Below are 18,352 nucleotides of genomic sequence, written 5' to 3'. Positions count from 1 at the left end.
TCTTTATTTAAAGTCTGCCGTCCTCAGACGGTGAAGTATTTCGCCCGCGGGTTCAGCATTACAAGCGCGGATGTCGACTGTTCGGGATGAAGCTGATAGCCGTCCGAGAGCGACACGCCGATGCGTTCGGCATCGAGCATTTTCAGGATCGGTTCCTGATCCTCAAGCCGCGGACAGGCGGGATAGCCGAAGGAATAGCGCGAGCCGCGATAGGACTGCGACAGCAGCTTCTCCATGTCGCGATCGTCTTCGCTGGCAAAACCCAGTTCGGCGCGGATGCGCTTGTGGGTGTATTCCGCCATGGCTTCCGCCATTTCGACCGACAGACCATGCAGGTACAGATAGTCCTGATAGCGGTTTTCCTCGAACCACACGCGCGCCAGATCGGACGCTTTCTGCCCAACGGTTACGACCTGAAGCCCGACCACATCGCGTACGTCATCGCTGATATCGCGGACGAAATCGGCGATGCACTCGCCGTCATCCTTGGGCTGGCGCGGCATGGTGAAACGTGCAGCTTCTGTCTTGCCGTCCTCTTCAAACAGCACGAGATCGTTCCCGTCGCCCGCTGCCTTCCAGTACCCGTAAATCGCCTGCGGCTTGATGATGTCCTGTTCAGCACTCAGCGTCAGCATGCGCTTGAGAACGGGGCGCAGCTCGATCTTGGCATATTCCATGAATTCGTCGAGCGAGCGGCCCTGTTTACGAAAGCCCCACTGAAACTGGTATAGCGAGCGCTCATTCAGGAACGGCAGAACCGCATTCGGGGTGGCTTCCAAAACGCGTGCACCCCAGAACGGCGGCGTGATCACAGGTTCGGAGCCGGAAATACGCTCACGCCGCGCCTTCGCGGCCTCACGGTCTACAATGCCGAAGCCGCGCGTCTCAGCAGTTTCGGGCGCACGTTCGGTCTTGCGGCTTGCCTGACTGGCCCGGCGCGTCTGGATCGCGCCGAGATAGCTGTCGATTTCCTTATTGGCGATCTTGTCCATCAGGCCCAGACCATCGAACGCGTCGCGCGCATAGGCCACGCGTCCCGGCTCACCTGCGCCATAGGAGCGCGCGCATTCTTCCTCGACGTAATTGCGCGTCAGCGCCGCGCCACCGAGGATGACCGGAACGTCAAAGCCCTGACGGTGCATTTCTGCAAGATTTTCACGCATAATGACCGTGGACTTTACCAAAAGCCCGGACATGCCCAACGCATCGGCCTTATGTTCCTTCACGGCCGCAATCATGTCCGCAAGCGGTACTTTGATGCCCAGATTGATAACCTGGTAGCCGTTATTAGTCAGGATGATATCCACGAGGTTTTTGCCGATATCGTGCACGTCACCCTTGACGGTGGCGAGCACCATCGTGCCGCGATGCTGGCCTTCCGTGCGCTCCATATGTGGTTCAAGCCAGGCGACGGCGGTCTTCATCGTTTCGGCGGACTGCAACACGAACGGGAGCTGCATTTTGCCCGAACCAAACAGCTCGCCCACGACCTTCATGCCGTCGAGCAGAACATTGTTGATGATATCGAGCGGCGGCATTTCCGCCATCGCGTCTTCGAGATCCTGTTCGATGCCCTTGCGGTCACCATCCACGATCCGGTCTTTCAGACGTTCCGCAGGGGTTTCCGCACGACGCTTCTTGACGGCATCGGCGGCTTTACGGCCAGCAAAGAGTTCCAGCAGCTTCTGGAGCGGATCGTAGTCTTCGGTGCGACGGTCGAAGATCAGGTCTTCCGCGACCTTGACCTCTTCCGCCGCAATCAGATGCAGCGGACGGATCTTGGAGACATGCACGATCGCGCCCGTCATGCCCGCCTTGACGGCATGGTCGAGGAACACCGAATTCAGCACAGCACGCGCGGCCGGATTCAGGCCGAAGGAAATATTCGACAGGCCGAGAATGATCTGGATGTCGGGGAACTTGTCGCGGATTAGCTTGATGCCTTCAAGCGTCCACTGTCCGAGCTTGCGATCGTCTTCCACGCCCGTCGCGATGGTGAAGGTCAGCGGGTCGATCATCAGATCGGATTGCGGCAGGCCATACTGGGTGCAGGCGAAATCAACCAGTCGCTCGGCGATACGCAGCTTGTCCTGAGGCTCCTTCGCCATGCCGACTTCATCGATCGTCAGTGCAATCATCGCCGCGCCGAACTTGCGGGCCAGCTTCATGCGGGCATGCGCCTGTTCTTCACCGTCTTCGAAATTGATCGAGTTGATGATCGGCTTGCCGCCATGCAGCTTGAGCGCGGCTTCAATGACGGGGGTCTCAGTCGAGTCAATCACCAGTGGCGCATTCACGGACGACGTGAAGCGCGTGACGACCTCGTTCATTTCGCGGACTTCATCGCGTCCCACGAATGCCGTGCAAATATCGAGCGCGTTGGAGCCTTCGGCGGCCTGCTCACGCCCGATGGCGACGCAGCCGTCCCAGTCATTGGCTTCCTGAAGCTCACGCCATTTCTTGGAGCCGTTCGCATTGCAGCGCTCGCCGATGGAGAAATAGCTGTTCTCCTGACGCAGCGGCGTTTGCGTATAGAGGCTGGAGACCGACGGCATCCAGATCGTACTGCGCTTGACCGGGGCAGGGCGCAGTTTCGTGCCGCCAAGGCGATGCAGCATCCCGTCCAGTGCCTGAATATGCGGTGTGGATGTGCCACAGCAGCCGCCGATCAGGTTGAGCCCGTCCTCCTTGACGAAACGCTCCATCCAGACAGCCATTTCTTCGGGGCTGAGCGGGTAGACGGTCTTGCCGTCCACAAGCTCGGGCAGGCCGGCATTGGGCTGCATGGAAATCAGGCCAGGCCAGTTTTCGGACAGCCAGCGCACATGCTCGCCCATTTCCTGCGGGCCGGTCGCGCAGTTCAGGCCGAGCGAGGGGACGTCCAGCGCCTGAACGGTGGTGGCGGCCGCGGCGATATCGGGGCCGACCAGTAGCGTGCCCGTGGTCTCGACCGTGACCTGCACGAAGATCGGTGCATCCGAACCGAGTTCGATCCGCGCAATCTTGGCGGCGTTCACGGCTGCCTTGATCTGAAGTGTGTCCTGACACGTTTCGATCAGGAACCCGTCAACGCCGCCATCAATCAGGCCGCGGCACTGTTCGACCAGACCGGATTCCAGATCGTCATAGGAAATGTTGCCCAGCGTCGGCAGTTTCGTGCCCGGACCGATGGAGCCCATGACATAGCGGTGGCGGCTATCCGAAAACGTCTCAGCGGCTTCGCGGGCCAGCGTCGCAGCCGTACGGTTGATTTCGCGTGTACGGTCCTGCAGCCCGAACTCCGCCAGCGTGACGATGGAGCCACCGAACGTGTTCGTCTCCACCATGTCCGCGCCGGCTTCGAAATAGCCGCGATGGATTTCGCGGACGAGCTCGGGGCGCGAAAGGTTCAGGATTTCCGTGCAGTTTTCCTGTCCCCAGTAATCACGCTCGACTTCCAAATCCAGCATCTGCACACGCGATCCCATCCCGCCATCACACAGCAGGACCTGATCGGCGAGGGCGTCAAGCAGATGGGGACGTGAGGACATGGGCAGAACGCTCTGTAGTTGTGGATGAGGGAATGGATATCGGAGCCGGGATCGGGCTTGCGCTTCTATACACGGTCAGGGACAGGAGGGTGTAGCAAAACGGCTCTCCTCCGGCAAAGAGGCAGCACCATGAAAATACTGCCCGCGCTACGCAAGGCTGCTACAGAAGATCGTATGACGTCTTCCGGCACTGCACTGATCCCGCTGACCCTCCTGTCCGATCCGGCGGAGTGGTCCAAAGAGCGCAGACGCGACGCCCTGCTCATCGGTGATCCGGGGGTGGATGGTGGGTGGGGGGATGTGGTCGATATTCCGACAGCCTCGCCTTTCATGAAACAGCATGCGGCTGGCTGTCTTTGCTGTACGCGTGACCCGGTGGCCATGGTTCTGGCGCAGGTGTTTCAGGATCGTGTGGTTGGCAGGCGCCCGTTTTTCCGCGAAGTCGCAGTTTTGCCCGGGATCGGAGATCTTGTGGCGGTCCGGCAACAGCTTGAAAATGACGTTCTCGTGCGCGCCCGTTACAGGCTTGTGCCCGGAAGGGTTTTTCAGATCGGGTCTATGCTCCTTGGGGACTTCGGGATAACTGGACGGCATGACGACTGACGCAGAACAGGATGGGCCGCTCCGGCAGCGCAAGAAGGACCGCACCCACGCCGCACTGGTGCGGGAGGCCATGCGCCTGTTCTCGACCTATGGTTACGAGGAAACATCGGTCGACGAGATTGCGGAAGCCGCGCAAATTTCGCGGCGGACGCTGTTTCGTTATTTCCCAGGCAAGGCGGACATCATCCTGGCCTGGACCAGCAGCGTGACCACGATCCTGACCGAGGCCATACGCGATGTACCGCTGGATGTTTCGTTGCAGGATGCCGTTCTGGCCGGACTGGTGCCAGTCGTGGCGTGTTATTCGTCCGACAGAATGGATGCTTATGCTGTTGTCAGGCTCGTGGAAGGGACGCCGGCCCTGAGAGATATGGCCCTGCGCCGATATTCCGAATGGGAAGAGACGCTGGCCAATGCCCTGATCGCCCGCTTGCCCGCGACCGAAATGCCGTCCCTCGTGGCCCGTCTTTTGGCTCGGACGGCGATTGCGACGTTCCGGACCGCACTGGACGAATGGATGAAAACCGAAGGCAAATCCGATCTGGAAGCCATCCTGCGTCAGACGTTCACGCTCCAGCCCCTGCTATGGCAGGACGACTTCCCCCTGAGTTCCGGCTGAAAGTTTGGGCTGGACCTCCTCAAAGGTCCAGTTCGATGCTGAAGTGATAGGTGCGTGGCAGACCGGCGACCGCCGAGTTCGTGGCCGTGCTTACACCATTGATGCTCGAAGGATAGACGGATGCCCAGTAGCTCTGGTTCGTCACGTTGTTCACGCCGAAACGGAACACCAGGGGCTGGCCGTAAGCATGGGTTGCATAACGTGCACCCAGATCCAGCGTGACATAGGACGGCGCGAAGGTCGTGTTGTACACGTTGGCGGCACGGCGGCCCATGTAATGGACATTGGCGTTGACTGCGGCACCTTTAAGAAACGGCAGGCGGTAATCCAGCAGTGCGTTCGCCATCAGCGGTGGTACGCCCACGACCTGCTTGTTGGTCGTCAGTGATGATCCCGTACCCAGCATCTGCGCATCCAGCCAGGTCATACCACCGAGGAAGGTCAGATCGTCGGTGATGTTGCCGGAAGCCTGGAACTCGACACCGTAGTTCCGCTGCAGACCGTAATTGGCATAGACCTTCGTGACGGGGTCTGTGAAGCCGTACGGACGAGACATGCGGAAGCCGGCGATGTTCACCTGCATGCGCTTGGCGATCAGGATCTTGTAGCCAACTTCATATTCTTCCGAACGCAGCGGCGCCGTCACTTCATTGACGTTGACCGATCCGGCAGGTGCGATGGTACCGGCCTGCAGCGATTTGCCCCAGGTGAAATAGATGGTCTGGTTGTCAGTCGGCTTATAGAGAAGGCTCGTCATCGGGCTGAATGCCGCTGAGCGGGTGTAGCTGGACGTCTTGGTGCCCGTCTTGGCATAGTTGTTCGTGCTCAGCCAGGTCCAGGCGAGAGAGCCCATGATCGACCAGTGTTTTCCAAGCGAAATGGTATCGCCTGCGAGAAGCGACTGGTTCATCGTGTCGGCGGATTTGTACCGACCGGAATAATAAGGCTGCGCGCTGGCGAAGCTCTTGGGATGACCGATCGTGGCCTCACCCAAAGTCAGGGTTCCGGTGGAGGAGGTGGGGTTGTAGTTCCCCATCATGTAGCCGTTTGTGCCAACCTCGATCTGGTGGCGCAGGGGACCGGTGCGGAACTTGCCGTTCAGGTAGGCCATGTTGCTGCCCGCGACGAAATCATTAGCCGTAAGGGCCGCGGAGATCGTCTGTTTGTACAGACCTGCGGAATTGAGCAGCTGGTTGGACGTGCTGAACACGTTACGTGCGGCGTTCTGCCAAAGGCCGCCGAGCTTGAGGCTCCAGTTGTCGTTGAAGTTATGGATGATCTTGGCCATGGCCGTATCGGTTTCCATGTTGTAGCCCGCCTGCGGCTGGCCATAACCCTTTTGACTCAGATCCGGTGCCTGGGGCAGCTGGATCGCAGTGCTGTAGGCAAAACCACCCGGATAGCCGCGTTCGGCATAGGTGTACTGGCTGGCATCGATCTGGATAACGGTCTTGGGCGACAGGTGAATGTCGAAATCGCCGCTGACGAGATCACGCCGTAGATGCGAGCCTTCGACATAGCCTTCGCCGTTCTGGTTCAGCAGGTTCAGGCGATAGCCGAACCACTTGTTTTTGCCGACTCGCCCGGAGACATCGGCGCTTTCCATGGGCGCCCCAATGGAATCCGTACCTACGACGAAGCGCTCGGTCATGCGGTCCGTGGGGCGCTTGAGCGTGAAATCGAATGTGCCGGCCGGGTTCTGGGGGCCGTAAAGCGCGCCCGCCAGACCGTTGAGAACCTGAAGGCTGTCGAACTGCTCGGCCGCATAAGGTGTGGTAATGACCATGTTCAGCCCGTCCATGCGGGTGTTGGAAATCACATCACCTTCAAAACCGCGGGATTGCGGACGGCTGGTGTTTGGATCGCCGCGCATCTCAAGCTGTGCGGACGGGACGTAGGCCACGAGATCGTTGATGTTGCGCGCCTGCTGGTTCACCAGCACATCATGTGGAACAACCATGATGGACATGGGTGTATCAAGAACAGAGCGCGTTCCAAGCGGTCCGAGTGCTACGTTCTTGGTTCGGTAATCGGCGGCTGTACCGGTGCCGTTGCGGCTATGAACCGTGATGTTCTCAGCTTTCGGGGCGGCAGGGGCGGCTTTGGTCGGTATAGCGGAATTTGCCGCTTTTTGCTTGGAAGCCGGTTGTGTCTCCGCTGCAAAGGCTGGCATACTGCTCAATACAGATCCGGAGAAGAGACAAAGCAGCAGGCGTGCGGATTTCATAAGCGGTCAGTCCCGATCGATCTATATCGTGTAGCTGGACTCCCCTCTCTACATTTTGGCACTCAGTGTCAAAATGATTCGCCTGCTTCAGTGCTTCATCTAATGCGCTTTGTCCCTGGCTGTTTCCTGAAAGACACAGATGTGGCCGATTTTTTCGGTCTTCATCAATCCGATCCATGCTCTTCAGAACATCCTGCCAGTTATCCGTGCGCGGGCTTCTGGTTTTTAGTGCGTTGTGAAAGGCAGTGAAAAGCATGCTCTGACCGTAAAACCGCCTGAAGTGGCGCTGGTTATTATTGATCGCCGCATCGGCCGGCCAGAATGCTCTTGCCGCCGTACAAAACGATGTTCAGCGGTAAAATGCAGGAAGAGTATTCCTTCAGTCAGGCGAATTTGGTCGTACAGGACGTCGAATATTCCATGGCGGCGGTTGTGATGAACATTTTGTAGGTCTCACACAGGATAGAAATGGCATCCTTTGCGCCGGGCATGCCGATGAGTGAAGCAAAGAAATCTCCCTGATGCAGCACGGTTCCCATGACCGCATAGTCTTTAGGAAACACAAGATCCCTGAAGCGGCGTCCGCGCAGTTCGACATCGCTCCACTCATAGCCGCGGTTTTGCGGAACTGAGCACGTTGTGCAGAGGCTGCATTGGCTAGGACACCATCCATATTGACGGCTAGACGCAGGTGGAAGGAGATCATAGGACGTTCGGGAAGTAAGGTAAAGAGGTGGTTATTAGGAGTGACGAAAATAAATACTTCATTTAAATGAGTTGTTTGTTGTTGGTTTGATATTTTAAATATTAATCCATAATAAATATTATTTTTTATATTTAAGTAATTATAAAAGGACCTCGGAAGCCGGTCGTAAGGGCGGACAGGCTTCTCATAAGTCTTGAACCGACCTGCGTTCAGGTAGGAAGCAACTCTGTCTCTCTGCGCGACGGCGGAAAAATCTGCCGTGGGGCTACCCCCCCCCGGCAGGCTTTGTGCGTTGGAGCCTTACTCCCTGCTGAGCGATCCCGTCCCGAAGGCCAGTCCGGCCGCCGCAATCAGCGCGGCATAATAGGCATCCGAATGACTGAGGGTCGCGTCCAGATAGCCGTTCTGGGCAATGCTGGTCTGGGTCAGGGAGCCTACGCCGCTGCGATAGGCGGCGGACGAGGCCTCAAAACTGGTGCGCGCGGCCGTTTCGAGCCTGCCAGATGCGGCATAGGCGCTCAGGCTGGTGCGGAGGGCATTTTCCGCAGCGACGATCTGCTTGACTGAACTGTCCACAGTCTGCCGCAGGGTCGCATCCGCACTGTCAGACTGGTCCTGTGCCTGTTTCAGAAGGGCGGCCCGGGTTCCGCCGTCAAAGATTGGTACGGTAATGCCGCCGAGGATCAGGCTGCTGAAGGCATTGCTGGACAGGTTGAGCGTCGGCGGCGCCTCGCTCCCCACGCCGGGAATGGAAGACAGCGCCAGACGTCCGGTGGTGTAGGCTACGTTGCCCGTCATGAAGATTTTCGGCAGGAACTCGCTGCGCGCTGCCTGAACCCGACTTTTTGCGGCCTTGGCATTGGCATAGGCGGCCAGAACGTCCGGCCTGCGCGAGACAGCCTGCTGTACGAACGCATCTGTCAGGCGCATGTCATCCAAAGCGAGGGGGCGGCCGGAAATATCCAGCGTTTCCAGATTCGTGGCAGGAGAAATGCCGATGGCGTTGAGTAATTCCAGCCGGGTATTTTCCTCGTCACCTTCAGCCTGGACGAGCCGTAGTTCCGTCTGGGCCGTCGCCTGCCGTGCCTGTGAGACATCGACGATCGTACCCTGGCCCTGATGCAGTCGGGCTTCCGCGGAGGCTTCCACAAAACGCGCATTGTCCCGCGCCTGACGCAGGAGCCGCACCCGGCCTGCGGCGGCAGCGTGGGTGTAATAGGCCGTTGTCACGCCGTAGATGATCTTCTGATGGGCGGCGGTAAACAGAACGTTGCTGGCGATCTGTGCCTGTTTCGTGGCCTCGATGACGGCTTCGCGCTTACCGAAATCGAACAGCAGCCACTCCATGCCAAGCGTCTGAACTTCACCTGCGCCCGAAGTGTTGTTGCGCACGCCGCCCAGCGCATTTTCCAGCCCGCTCAGGCCCGAATTGACGATCCCTTCGGCCGCGCCTGCATTGCTGATTGTCGGGTTTGCGCCGTCATTGCGACTGTGACTATAGCCGCCCACCACGGTTGCGGTCAGGCGGGGCAGGTAGGCGCTACGGGCAATGCCAACTGCCAGAGCAGAATCCCGGGCAAGGTTCCAGGCCCGGCGTGTTTCCGGATTAGCGGACTGCGCAATATCGATCAGTTCCGCCAGCGAATAGGCATGCCCGTTCTGCACCGTAATTTTCGGGGCAGGGGGACGCACGCGGATTTGCGTATTTGATGGCAAGGTGTATCCGGCCGGTAGGTTCAGGGCATGCGGATTGTGTTTGCCGGGCAGAATTTCACCATTGGCCGCGATATTGGGCTGCCACGGTCGGTCGGGTGCTGCGGGCGCGCTGTCCAGAGCCTGTGTGGCGCAGGCCGAAAGTAGCAGAGGGGCCGAATACAGTGTGACCCGGATCAGGCCTGGAAAAGGACGGACAGGGCGGGTCATCGGGCAATCTGTTCCAGTCGTGCCATGCGGCCAGAAACATCGGCTCGGTCAGGCGTGACGAGCAGTTCTTCTGAAAGTTCTGCGGCGTCGTCGAGCGCGCGGCGCGTTGCTTCAAGCCGGGGTAGGTCGGCGCGCATATGAACGGGTTCTGACATGGCATATTCCAGTGTGCGTTCGCTTTCCAGAAGGGCGGACTGAGTACGAGCGACGGCTTCTGATCGGGCCTGTGGCGTTGAGGCGTTTGCCTGTCCGTTCAGAGCTTCCACAAGCTTGCGTAATCCCTCTCCAATCCTGTCGAAGGCGCTGGCGGGCCAGAAGCTCGTGAACATGGCGTAAGTGATGAAATTCCCCAGCATGATTCCCACGATCCGGTCCCGGGCAGTCGCCATGTCGGCGGTGGGGCCGTAGCCTTTCAGGTCCGTTAAGTAGAAAGCCAGCCCGATCTGGAAACCGGCATAGGCAATGCGTTCATCGCCGGTCTTGACCCAGGCTGCGATCAGGGAAACCAAGAAGACCAGCACCAGAAATCCAGTGATGCCATTCAGGTGTGGCATGACGAAAACGATGGCAGAAATCCCGAGCGCGCCCCCCACGAGAGCACCTGAAATGCGAAGGGTCAGCTTGGAGATCATTTCCCCCATCGTCGGAAGGGCGACGATAAAGCAGGTGATGATGCAGGTATGAATGCCCGGCCAGTCCAAAACCTTGAAAGTCAGATAGCTTAGCATGACCGCCGCCGTGCCTTTGACGGCAAAGCGGACATGGTCCGGATTGCTGAAGGCATCATCGGCCAGGAATCCGGATTTTTTCTCCTGTGGGGGTGCTTTTGCATCATCCGCAGGAGGCGTAGCAAAATCCGGCAGCAGATCCGCGAGAGCGCAGGCGGTGAGGGATGCCTTGCTGATGGCGGGGCGCTCTATGGCGGCCGGATAGTCCCCATCCGTGAAAATAACGGCCATGTCTTCAAGGGGCTGGATCAGGCAGGCGGCATCGGGCTGCGATAGGCCGCTTCGGCTGGCTTCGTCGGCCAGGGCGAGGACGGCCACGCTGCTATTGGCGGCCTGTCTGAGGCAAGCCAGATCGTGGGGGGACCAGATTTTTTCCAGCCCGGCCATTTTCGCCGATTTCATCATGTCTGCCGTGCCGGCGCGTAGCATGTCCGTAGCCTGTTCGCGGATGCGCTCGTCCGGATTGCTCAGGAGACGGCATGCCATGCGAAGACGCGCGGCAATGCTATCAGTCAGGATCCGGCGCGGTGACGGGCAGATCAGCAGGCCAAGCACGACCATGACCGCGCCTGGAACCGCGAGAAACAGGTCCGTATAAAGCAGCGCGCGCGTCACGACTTCGCCGACCGGGACCTCGTCGATCGCAATCAGGCCGTACACCGTGACCAGCCCAAGCATATAGGCCACAGGCTTAAGCTTGCTGGCCGAGCCCAGAAAGAAAAACATGAAGGATAGCAGGGCGATGACGATCACCAGTCCCATCGGATGATCCAGCGTCAGGCGGATCAGCCCGTAGATGATGGCCAGCAGGATCAGAATCGCGATATTTACCCCTACGCCGGTAAGCGCATTGGTAACGCGGTCTTTTTGCCACAGTGCCATCGTCGTGAGGGCCGGGACGGAGAGTTCTGGAACCTGCCAGATTTCCCCAACCAGCACCGTCGTTGTACATCCGGCCGCCATGCAAAGCGCATAGCCCATGCGTCCCGGAGCGGGATTGCATACCAGATGCCAGATGCGCGAAAGACTCAGCCCGGGGCGCATCAGGTCCGGACGTGGGTCCTCCATTGAATGGGCGGTTTCAGGGACAGGCAGCGCCATGCCGGATCTCAACCGTCGCGGTGGCGCCAAGCCGCAGCAGAAGGGGATTTGCCTTTTCCAGTCGGATTCGAACCGGGAAACGCTGCGCGACATGCACCCAGTCCATCTGTCGTGGCACGATGGGCAGGGAGCGCGCAATTCCAGCGGAATCCGCCGAGAGCACACCCCATCCAATGCTCTCGACACGTCCCCGAAGCGGTGTGCGCCGGTCGATCATGGAATGGACCGTCACGCAGTCCCCAATCTGCACGGCGTTGAGATTGATCTCGCGGATATTGGCTGTTGCGTACCATTCATCATCCGCAATCAGCGTGAACAGGACCTGCGACGGCGCCAGGACTTCGCCCGGTTTAACCCGCAGGCTGGTGACGTAACCGTCAACCGGAGCGATCACCGTGGTCTGTCGCAGTTCATAACGTGCATGATCGAGTGCCGCCTGACTCGCATCGCGCGCGGCGATCGAGCTTTTCAGATCCCCGATTGCGGTGGTCGCGGCAGCCGACTGGTTGCGGGACTGGGCCAGAGAAACTTCGGCATCATGCAGAGCAACACGGGCCTGATCATACTGCTGCCAGGGGATGTAGGATTTCCCTGCCAGAGGCTGAAGCCGCTGCACCGTGCGGGCTGCAAGATCACGGTTGGTCTGGGCCCGGACGACCTGATCGTCGGCAGTAGCAGCATTGGATGTCTTGATGCTCAGCAGGCGTGTCTGGTTTTCGACTTCCGCGCTGGCCAGATCCAGATTGGCCTGCGCCTGCCGGACGATCAGTTCGTAGGGTTCAGGATCCAGCTGGTACAGCACGTCGCCTTTGTGGACATGTTGGTTGACTGAAACGTCCAGTTCCCTGAGCCGCCCGCCTACGGTTGAGGCGACATGCACCATTTCCGCGTCGATGCTTCCGCTGTCGGAGGAGGGGTGGGTGCTGTCTTCGTGGGAGACGTGAACGCCGAACAGGACGGCCACCCCCACGCAGACAACCACTATGACAATGCCGATCGGCTTTTTGCTGGAGGCTTGAATGCGCTGCACGGTCAGGGTCCGAATACCAGGGTCCACACGCTCAGTGCGGCGATGACGCCCAGGGCGACATAGGTGAAGAGACGGAAACTGAGCAGGGCATCGAGCCCCGTCAGCAGAAAGAGGACTCGCAGCCCAATGGATGTGGCGACACCAACGAGTCCGCAGACCATCCAGTCCGGAAAATAGGCGCCGGCAATTGGAAAGGACGGAGCGCCACGAAGAGAACATCCCGCTGTTGCCAGAAAGACGAGGCCGGAAAGGCAGGGGCTAAGGCGGGTAGGTCGCATGAGGGAATGAAAACTTTCGCGCGGCCATAACAGGGATTCGGAGCCTATCACATCCTTTTCCGAAAACCACAGTTCAGCGGAGGGGGAGTCGGAAAAGAAAACCGGAGTGTCGCGCGGAAGTTTCAGTAGACAGGATACTGTGAAGACAATGGTGTGGAACAATGACGGACAGGTTTTTCTCTGCAATGTTTCTTTTGGGGCTGCTGGCAAGTGGGCCGGCTTTCGCGGCCCGGCAGGACCTTGTCCTGTCGCCGGTCAATACTCAGGCTCTTCTGCATGCGCGCTCGGCCCTGACGGATATTGATGGAAACTTTGGAGACGTCTCCGGAGCACTGACTTACGATCTGGACCAACAGAGCTGCCATGTGGATATGACCATGAATGTCGGTTCCCTCAAGGTCGGTAGTGCTGTTCTGAAGCAGGTCATGCTTTCGGGAATTATGCTCGACAGCGATGCCCATCCCGTCATGAAATATGTGGGAGACTGCCGTCCTAGGGTCGTCAGGGGGCAACTCCGGATGGAGCTTGCGGGAAAACTGACGATGCGCGGACAGACGCACCCGCTGCTTTTGACGACGGAGCTTCAGTTCCAGGGCAATACCCTGATGCGCATTGTCAGTCATGGTAGTTTTGATCAGCGGCAATGGGGTATGAGCACGCTTCTTCATTCGGTGGATCCCATGGTCCGTGTCGAGACCGTGATCCTCATGAAGTAATCTGCGTCATGCTTGAAGGGCTGCGGACCATTCGATAAGCAGGATTGGAAAAATCCCTGTTTCTCCAGCTTCTGGCCCTTTGGACATGACCTTGCGGACGCCCCTGATTCTTTCCTTCGGTAGCATCAATATTGATCTGACGGCCCGGTGTCAGCGGCTTCCGCGTCCGGGCGAGACCGTTCATGCCGATAGCTATGCGATCGGTCTGGGCGGCAAGGGGAGCAACCAGGCTGCCGCGGCGGCGAGACTGGCGCAGGCATTCGACGTGGACGTTGCATTGGCAGGGCGTGTGGGGTGCGATGCGTTCGGGGCTCAGGCCCAGGCCAGTCTTGCGGGGTTCGGGGTGGATCTGTCGCCCCTGCGGGATGATGCGGACCACCCGACGGGGATTGCCCTGATCGGGATAGATGCCGCGGCCGAAAACTGCATCACTGTTGCGGGTGGCGCGAACATGGCGGTGGATGAAACGGATATCGTGGCCGCGGCGCCCTGGCTAGATCGGGCGAAAGTCCTGCTGCTTCAGCTTGAAATCCCCCAGTCTGCCGTTTTGGCTGCGGCGCGTCGGACCCGGAGCGCGGGTGGCCTTGTCGTGCTGGACCCGGCTCCTGCGCCGGAGCATGGACTGCCCGAAGCGCTGTGGTCCGAGATCGATATTCTCACGCCCAATGAAAGCGAAACCTTTAGCCTGACCGGCATCCGTCCCACAACAGTGGAAGAGGCGCGCAAGGCTGCGGAAATTCTGCTGGCGAAAGGTGTTCGGGCGGTTTTGGTGAAGATGGGGGCGAAGGGCGTGTTTTGGCATGATGGGACCGGATCAGGTCATCTACCGCCATTCCGGGTTGTTCCGATCGATACCGTGGCGGCCGGAGACTGCTTCAACGCTGGGTTGGCCGTGGCATTGGCCAGTGGAGAAAGTCTGCCCGATGCTGCACGGATTGCGTCCGCCTGCGGAGCTCTCGCTACGACACGTCGTGGCGCGGCCGATGCTGCGCCGGAATGGAATGAGGTTGAAGCTCTGATCCGGGTTTGAAAAAACCCTGCTTGCGCCGTCTGTTTTTTGGTGGAGGTGCTTCGGCACAAAAAAAGCAGGACCCCGTGGGAGTCCTGCTTTTTTTATCGGGAACGGGGCGTGATCAGTATGGTCCGGGACCATATCCCGGAGCTACGGTACCTGGCGGGGGCGGCGGGGGTGCTACGGGAACGCCCGGCTGCATCACTCCGCTGTTGGCCGTTACGACGCCGGCGATGAGGCCGGTTGCCAGGGCCGTCAGCAGGAACTGGTTGCCGTAGCGCATCCAGTAATAGCCGCGGGGCGGAGCATAAAGGCCACGATAACTGCGCCAGTTGTTCACGGCCCAGCGGTCACCACGCGGACCGTCATAACGGTCGCCACGACGCCAGATGCGGTTTTGTCCGCCTCCATGGCCACCACCACGGAAATCTCCATGACGGCCGCCTGGGCCACCCGGGCCACCGCTACGCGGATCAGCAGAGGCGAGAGGAGTCGCGGCGAGGAAGCAGGTCGCCATCAGTCCCGCAAAGAGTCTTGTCTTCATAACGCACCTTCAAACCCAGTCATGATCTCCCGGGTGAAATGGCCGGGGCATGCTCTGAGCTATCATAAAGCCCTTCAAGCATGGCTGGAATATGGCTTCTGGACCGGGCGATATGACGGCCCGGAAGAGCTCAGGCTTTTTTTGTATGATGAAAAGGCGGGAGGGTCTTCATCGGGTTTCTGTGTGATACAATGTGCGCTTATGTTCGTTTTCTCACATTCGCTGTCCGGAGCGCACCATGTCTCATGAGACCCTTCAGACAAGCCCCCGACAGGAGCAGATCGTGCGTCTGGTTCGTAGCCAGGGTTATATATGGCCAATGAGGACATGGCCCAGCATTTCGGTGTGGCGGTCCAGACCATTCGCCGGGATGTGACCTATCTCGCCGGGTTGGGTCTTCTGTCCCGGCATCATGGCGGTGCGACACCAGTTTCGACGGTTGAGAACCTGGATTATGACGCGCGTCAGATTCTGAATTCTGCGTCAAAGACTGCAATCGGGCGTTATGCTGCCGCCCTGATTCCAGACCGGTCTTCGCTGTTCATCAATATTGGCACTACGACGGAAGCCTTCGCCCGCGCGCTGACAAATCATAGAGATCTGCGGATTGTGACGAACAATCTGCATGTCGCATCGCTGGTTTCGGGGCGGGCAGATTTTCATACCGTTCTTGCCGGCGGACAGTTGCGACCACGGGACGGGGCCATTCTTGGGGCGACCGCCATTGAGACGCTTTCGTCGTTTCGCACGGAATTCGGCGTGATCGGGATCAGCGGAATCGAGGAAGGCGGAACTCTGCTGGATTTCGATTTGAGCGAGATCCAGTGCGCGCGGACCATCATCCGGCATTCGCGCCGCGTCCTGCTTTTGGCCGATCACACCAAGTTCAGTCGCCGCCCGATGGGGAGGGTTGGTAATCTTGAGGATATTGACGACCTGATTACCGACCGGCCGGTCTCCGAGGCGTTTCAGCGCTATCTGGACGCGGCAGGTGTCACGCTCCATGTGGCTGAAAATAACGTCTAATTCCTTTTAGCTCCACACTATTGCGTTACGAATCACATAAAATACTTTCTTTATCGTTCAACATGCTCCAAAACGAACATCGACCGCTCGTTTTGGAGCGTGATGACAGGAGAGTGTGATGTCATCGATTCACGAGGTTTCATCCCCAGCCGGCGCATCCGCGTCTTACGACCTGCTGGTTGTGGGCGGCGGGATCAACGGCTGTGGAATTGCGAGGGATGCCGCGGGCAGGGGGGCAAGTGTGCTTCTCGTCGAGCAGGATGACCTTGCCAGCCATACGTCCTCCGCAAGCACCAAGCTGATTCACGGCGGCCTGCGTTATCTCGAATATTATGAATTCCGGCTGGTCCGTGAGGCGCTGATGGAGCGCGAGCGTCTGCTGAAGATCGCACCGCACATCATCTGGCCGATGCGCTTCGTGCTGCCGCATTCCAAAATGCTGCGGCCGGCCTGGCTGCTGCGGACGGGATTGTTCCTGTACGATCATCTGTGCCCGAACATGACGTTGCCGCGAACGAAGGCGCTGAACCTGCGAACAGCTCTCGCAGGGAAGTCGTTGCGTTCGGAATATGTGCGTGGGTTCGAATATTCGGATGGCTGGGTGCAGGACAGCCGGCTCGTGGTTCTCAATGCCATGGACGCCGTCCGCGTTGGCGCGAAGATCGAAACGCGGACCCGCCTCGTCAAAGCCGTGCGTGGACCGCAGGGTTGGACCGCCACGCTTGAAAACACCCGCACGGGTGAGCAGAGCACGGTTCAGGCCAAGGTTCTCGTTAATGCGGCAGGTCCGTGGGTTGCGGAACTGCTGAAGGATCGCCTGAATGTGCCGAGCCGCAATCGCGTGCGTCTGGTCAAGGGCAGCCACATCGTGGTTCCGCGCGTTTTCGAAGGTTCGCAGGCTTACATTTTCCAGAACCCGGACAAGCGGATCGTCTTTGCCATCCCTTACGAACAGGATTTTACCCTGATTGGCACCACGGATGTTCCGTGGGAGCAGGATCCGGGTCATGTCGAGATTTCGCCTGACGAAATTACTTATCTGTGCGAGAGCGTGAATCGCTATTTCACGAAGACTATCCGTCCTGAAGATGTCGTTTGGACGTATGCGGGCGTACGTCCGCTTTATGATGACAATTCGGGCAATGCTTCGGCTGTCACACGCGATTACGTTCTGGATGTGGATGCGACTGCCGCGCCGATCCTGTCGGTCTTTGGTGGAAAGATCACAACCTTCCGCAAGCTGGCCGAACACGCAGTTGAGAAGCTCGCGCCCCATCTTCCGGTCCTACGCAATCCGGGCTGGACGGACGGCACACCGCTTCCGGGCGGCGAGTTCGCGCCGAAGGATTTCGACGCCCAGCTCAGCCGTTTCCGGGCTCACGCGCCGCATCTGTCCGAACGCACGTCCTGGCGCCTGATGCGCAATTACGGCCTGCGCGCCTATATTATCGCTACGTCCACGCCTGAAGAGATGGGGCAGATGTTCGGCGACACGCTCAGTGCCCGTGAAGTGGACTATCTCATCGGCAACGAATGGGCCCGTACTGCTGAGGACATCCTGTGGCGCCGCTCGCGGCTTGGTCTGTTTGTTAGTGATGCCGATCGCGCAGCCCTTCAGACCTATATAGACGGTCGTCTGAAAGGGGATGTCACCTCTCTTTCTAACCCAGGTCAGGTCGCACGTCAGAACGTCGCCTGAGTCTTATCGCTTCCTTTTTCATGGCGGATGCCAGTCATGTCAGAAAACAGGCGTTACCTTGGTGAACTCCTTTCGGAGTTCTTCGCCGTCGCAATCATCATCCTCTTCGGAGATGGGGTTGCGGCAATGTATTCGCTCTACGATCCCAGTCCGTACAAATCGGCCTACTGGGGCGTGTGCATTGTCTGGGGTCTGGGCGTGACGGTGGCGATCTATGCCACCGGCGCGATCAGCGGTACTCATGCAAACCCGGCGGTCACCCTTTCGCTAGCCATGTTCCGTGGTTTCTCGTGGAAGAAAGTGATTCCTTACATGAGCGCTCAAGTGCTCGGTGGATTTGCTGGTGCCGCGCTGGTGTACTCGCTTTACGTGCCGGTTATCGACCACTTCAACATAACGCATAACCTGACGCGCGCCGTCGATGGTGGCTCGGCTGGCGTGTTCTTCACTCATCCGGGTGATTTCGTGACGGTGGCGCATGCGTTCTGGGACGAACTGGTTCTGACAGCAGCTTTGGTCTTCGGGATCTTCGCGATTACCTGCCAGTACAATACGCAGGCGCCACAGGCGAACTCCAGCGCGCTCATCATTGGTCTTCTGGTCGCGATTT

16 protein-coding genes and 1 pseudogene are annotated in these 18,352 nt (G+C 59.0%); 8 read left to right on the top strand and 9 right to left on the bottom strand.

What is annotated here, in order from left to right; translation table 11 throughout:
• Positions 1-23: 23 nt before the first annotated feature.
• The gene (gene metH, locus GSP01_RS05915) at positions 24-3,530 is read right to left on the bottom strand and encodes a methionine synthase (RefSeq protein WP_141351699.1); all 3,507 of its coding nucleotides are present in this window, start codon (positions 3,528-3,530) and stop codon (positions 24-26) included.
• Positions 3,531-3,659: 129 nt separating this feature from the next.
• Between metH and GSP01_RS05910 the strand changes: the two genes are divergently transcribed.
• Both GSP01_RS05910 and GSP01_RS05905 read left to right on the top strand, forming a co-directional pair.
• Positions 3,660-4,133, top strand: coding sequence for a hypothetical protein (locus tag GSP01_RS05910; protein WP_141351697.1), 474 nt, complete (start codon positions 3,660-3,662; stop codon positions 4,131-4,133).
• Positions 4,123-4,752 (top strand): TetR family transcriptional regulator, encoded by a 630-nt coding sequence (locus tag GSP01_RS05905; RefSeq protein ID WP_141351695.1) that lies wholly within the window; start codon positions 4,123-4,125, stop codon positions 4,750-4,752. The genes GSP01_RS05910 and GSP01_RS05905 overlap by 11 nt, the downstream gene beginning before the upstream one ends.
• A gap of 19 nt (positions 4,753-4,771) precedes the next feature.
• Here the strand turns inward: GSP01_RS05905 and GSP01_RS05900 are convergent, their stop codons facing one another.
• The 3 genes from GSP01_RS05900 to GSP01_RS14695 form a co-directional block, all read right to left on the bottom strand.
• The gene (locus tag GSP01_RS05900) at positions 4,772-6,925 is read right to left on the bottom strand and encodes a TonB-dependent receptor (protein ID WP_228123643.1); all 2,154 of its coding nucleotides are present in this window, start codon (positions 6,923-6,925) and stop codon (positions 4,772-4,774) included.
• Positions 6,828-7,235, bottom strand: coding sequence for a hypothetical protein (locus tag GSP01_RS15095; RefSeq protein ID WP_228123642.1), 408 nt, complete (start codon positions 7,233-7,235; stop codon positions 6,828-6,830). Before GSP01_RS15095 ends, GSP01_RS05900 begins: the two co-directional genes overlap by 98 nt.
• 127 nt (positions 7,236-7,362) lie before the next feature.
• On the bottom strand, positions 7,363-7,518 hold the full coding sequence (locus GSP01_RS14695; protein ID WP_167495480.1) for a hypothetical protein: 156 nt from the start codon (positions 7,516-7,518) through the stop codon (positions 7,363-7,365).
• 265 nt (positions 7,519-7,783) lie between these two features.
• Between GSP01_RS14695 and GSP01_RS15425 the strand changes: the two genes are divergently transcribed.
• Positions 7,784-7,882, top strand: a complete 99-nt coding sequence (locus GSP01_RS15425) for a con-10 family general stress protein (protein WP_141351928.1) — start codon at positions 7,784-7,786, stop codon at positions 7,880-7,882.
• 103 nt (positions 7,883-7,985) lie between these two features.
• On the opposite strand, the gene GSP01_RS05890 is transcribed toward GSP01_RS15425, so the two are convergent.
• From GSP01_RS05890 to GSP01_RS05875, 4 genes are read right to left on the bottom strand one after another with little or no spacing between them, the layout of a single operon-like run.
• Positions 7,986-9,608 (bottom strand): TolC family protein, encoded by a 1,623-nt coding sequence (locus GSP01_RS05890; protein WP_141351691.1) that lies wholly within the window; start codon positions 9,606-9,608, stop codon positions 7,986-7,988.
• Positions 9,605-11,380: an FUSC family protein gene (locus GSP01_RS05885; protein ID WP_373320078.1), complete on the bottom strand. Its 1,776-nt coding sequence runs from the start codon at positions 11,378-11,380 to the stop codon at positions 9,605-9,607. The genes GSP01_RS05890 and GSP01_RS05885 overlap by 4 nt, the downstream gene beginning before the upstream one ends.
• Positions 11,381-11,417: 37 nt before the next feature.
• Positions 11,418-12,467 (bottom strand): multidrug transporter subunit MdtN, encoded by a 1,050-nt coding sequence (gene mdtN / locus GSP01_RS05880; RefSeq protein WP_141351689.1) that lies wholly within the window; start codon positions 12,465-12,467, stop codon positions 11,418-11,420.
• Between the two features lie 2 nt (positions 12,468-12,469).
• Entirely contained in the window at positions 12,470-12,745 is a 276-nt protein-coding gene (locus GSP01_RS05875; RefSeq protein ID WP_141351687.1) for a YtcA family lipoprotein, read from the bottom strand.
• 161 nt (positions 12,746-12,906) lie between these two features.
• On the opposite strand from GSP01_RS05875, the gene GSP01_RS05870 reads away from it, so the two are divergent.
• Both GSP01_RS05870 and GSP01_RS05865 read left to right on the top strand, forming a co-directional pair.
• The gene (locus tag GSP01_RS05870; RefSeq protein WP_141351685.1) at positions 12,907-13,461 is read left to right on the top strand and encodes a YceI family protein; all 555 of its coding nucleotides are present in this window, start codon (positions 12,907-12,909) and stop codon (positions 13,459-13,461) included.
• A gap of 85 nt (positions 13,462-13,546) precedes the next feature.
• The gene (locus tag GSP01_RS05865) at positions 13,547-14,491 is read left to right on the top strand and encodes a ribokinase (RefSeq protein ID WP_141351683.1); all 945 of its coding nucleotides are present in this window, start codon (positions 13,547-13,549) and stop codon (positions 14,489-14,491) included.
• Positions 14,492-14,594: 103 nt separating this feature from the next.
• Here GSP01_RS05865 and GSP01_RS05860 read toward each other — a convergent pair whose 3' ends face one another.
• Positions 14,595-15,017: an RcnB family protein gene (locus GSP01_RS05860; protein ID WP_141351681.1), complete on the bottom strand. Its 423-nt coding sequence runs from the start codon at positions 15,015-15,017 to the stop codon at positions 14,595-14,597.
• Positions 15,018-15,255: 238 nt separating this feature from the next.
• On the opposite strand from GSP01_RS05860, the pseudogene GSP01_RS05855 reads away from it, so the two are divergent.
• The 3 genes and pseudogenes from GSP01_RS05855 to GSP01_RS05845 form a co-directional block, all read left to right on the top strand.
• Positions 15,256-16,043: pseudogene (locus tag GSP01_RS05855) on the top strand (DeoR/GlpR family DNA-binding transcription regulator).
• 118 nt (positions 16,044-16,161) lie between these two features.
• Complete coding sequence (gene glpD / locus GSP01_RS05850) at positions 16,162-17,742, top strand: glycerol-3-phosphate dehydrogenase (protein ID WP_141351679.1); 1,581 nt, start codon at positions 16,162-16,164, stop codon at positions 17,740-17,742.
• A gap of 36 nt (positions 17,743-17,778) precedes the next feature.
• A partial coding sequence (locus tag GSP01_RS05845; protein WP_141351676.1) for an MIP/aquaporin family protein occupies positions 17,779-18,352 on the top strand: 574 nt, incomplete at its 3' end.

Source organism: Gluconobacter sphaericus NBRC 12467 (assembly GCF_006539125.1).
In the GTDB taxonomy this organism is placed as follows: Bacteria; Pseudomonadota; Alphaproteobacteria; order Acetobacterales; family Acetobacteraceae; genus Gluconobacter; species Gluconobacter sphaericus.
This window is presented reverse-complemented; position numbering and strand designations above follow the sequence as displayed.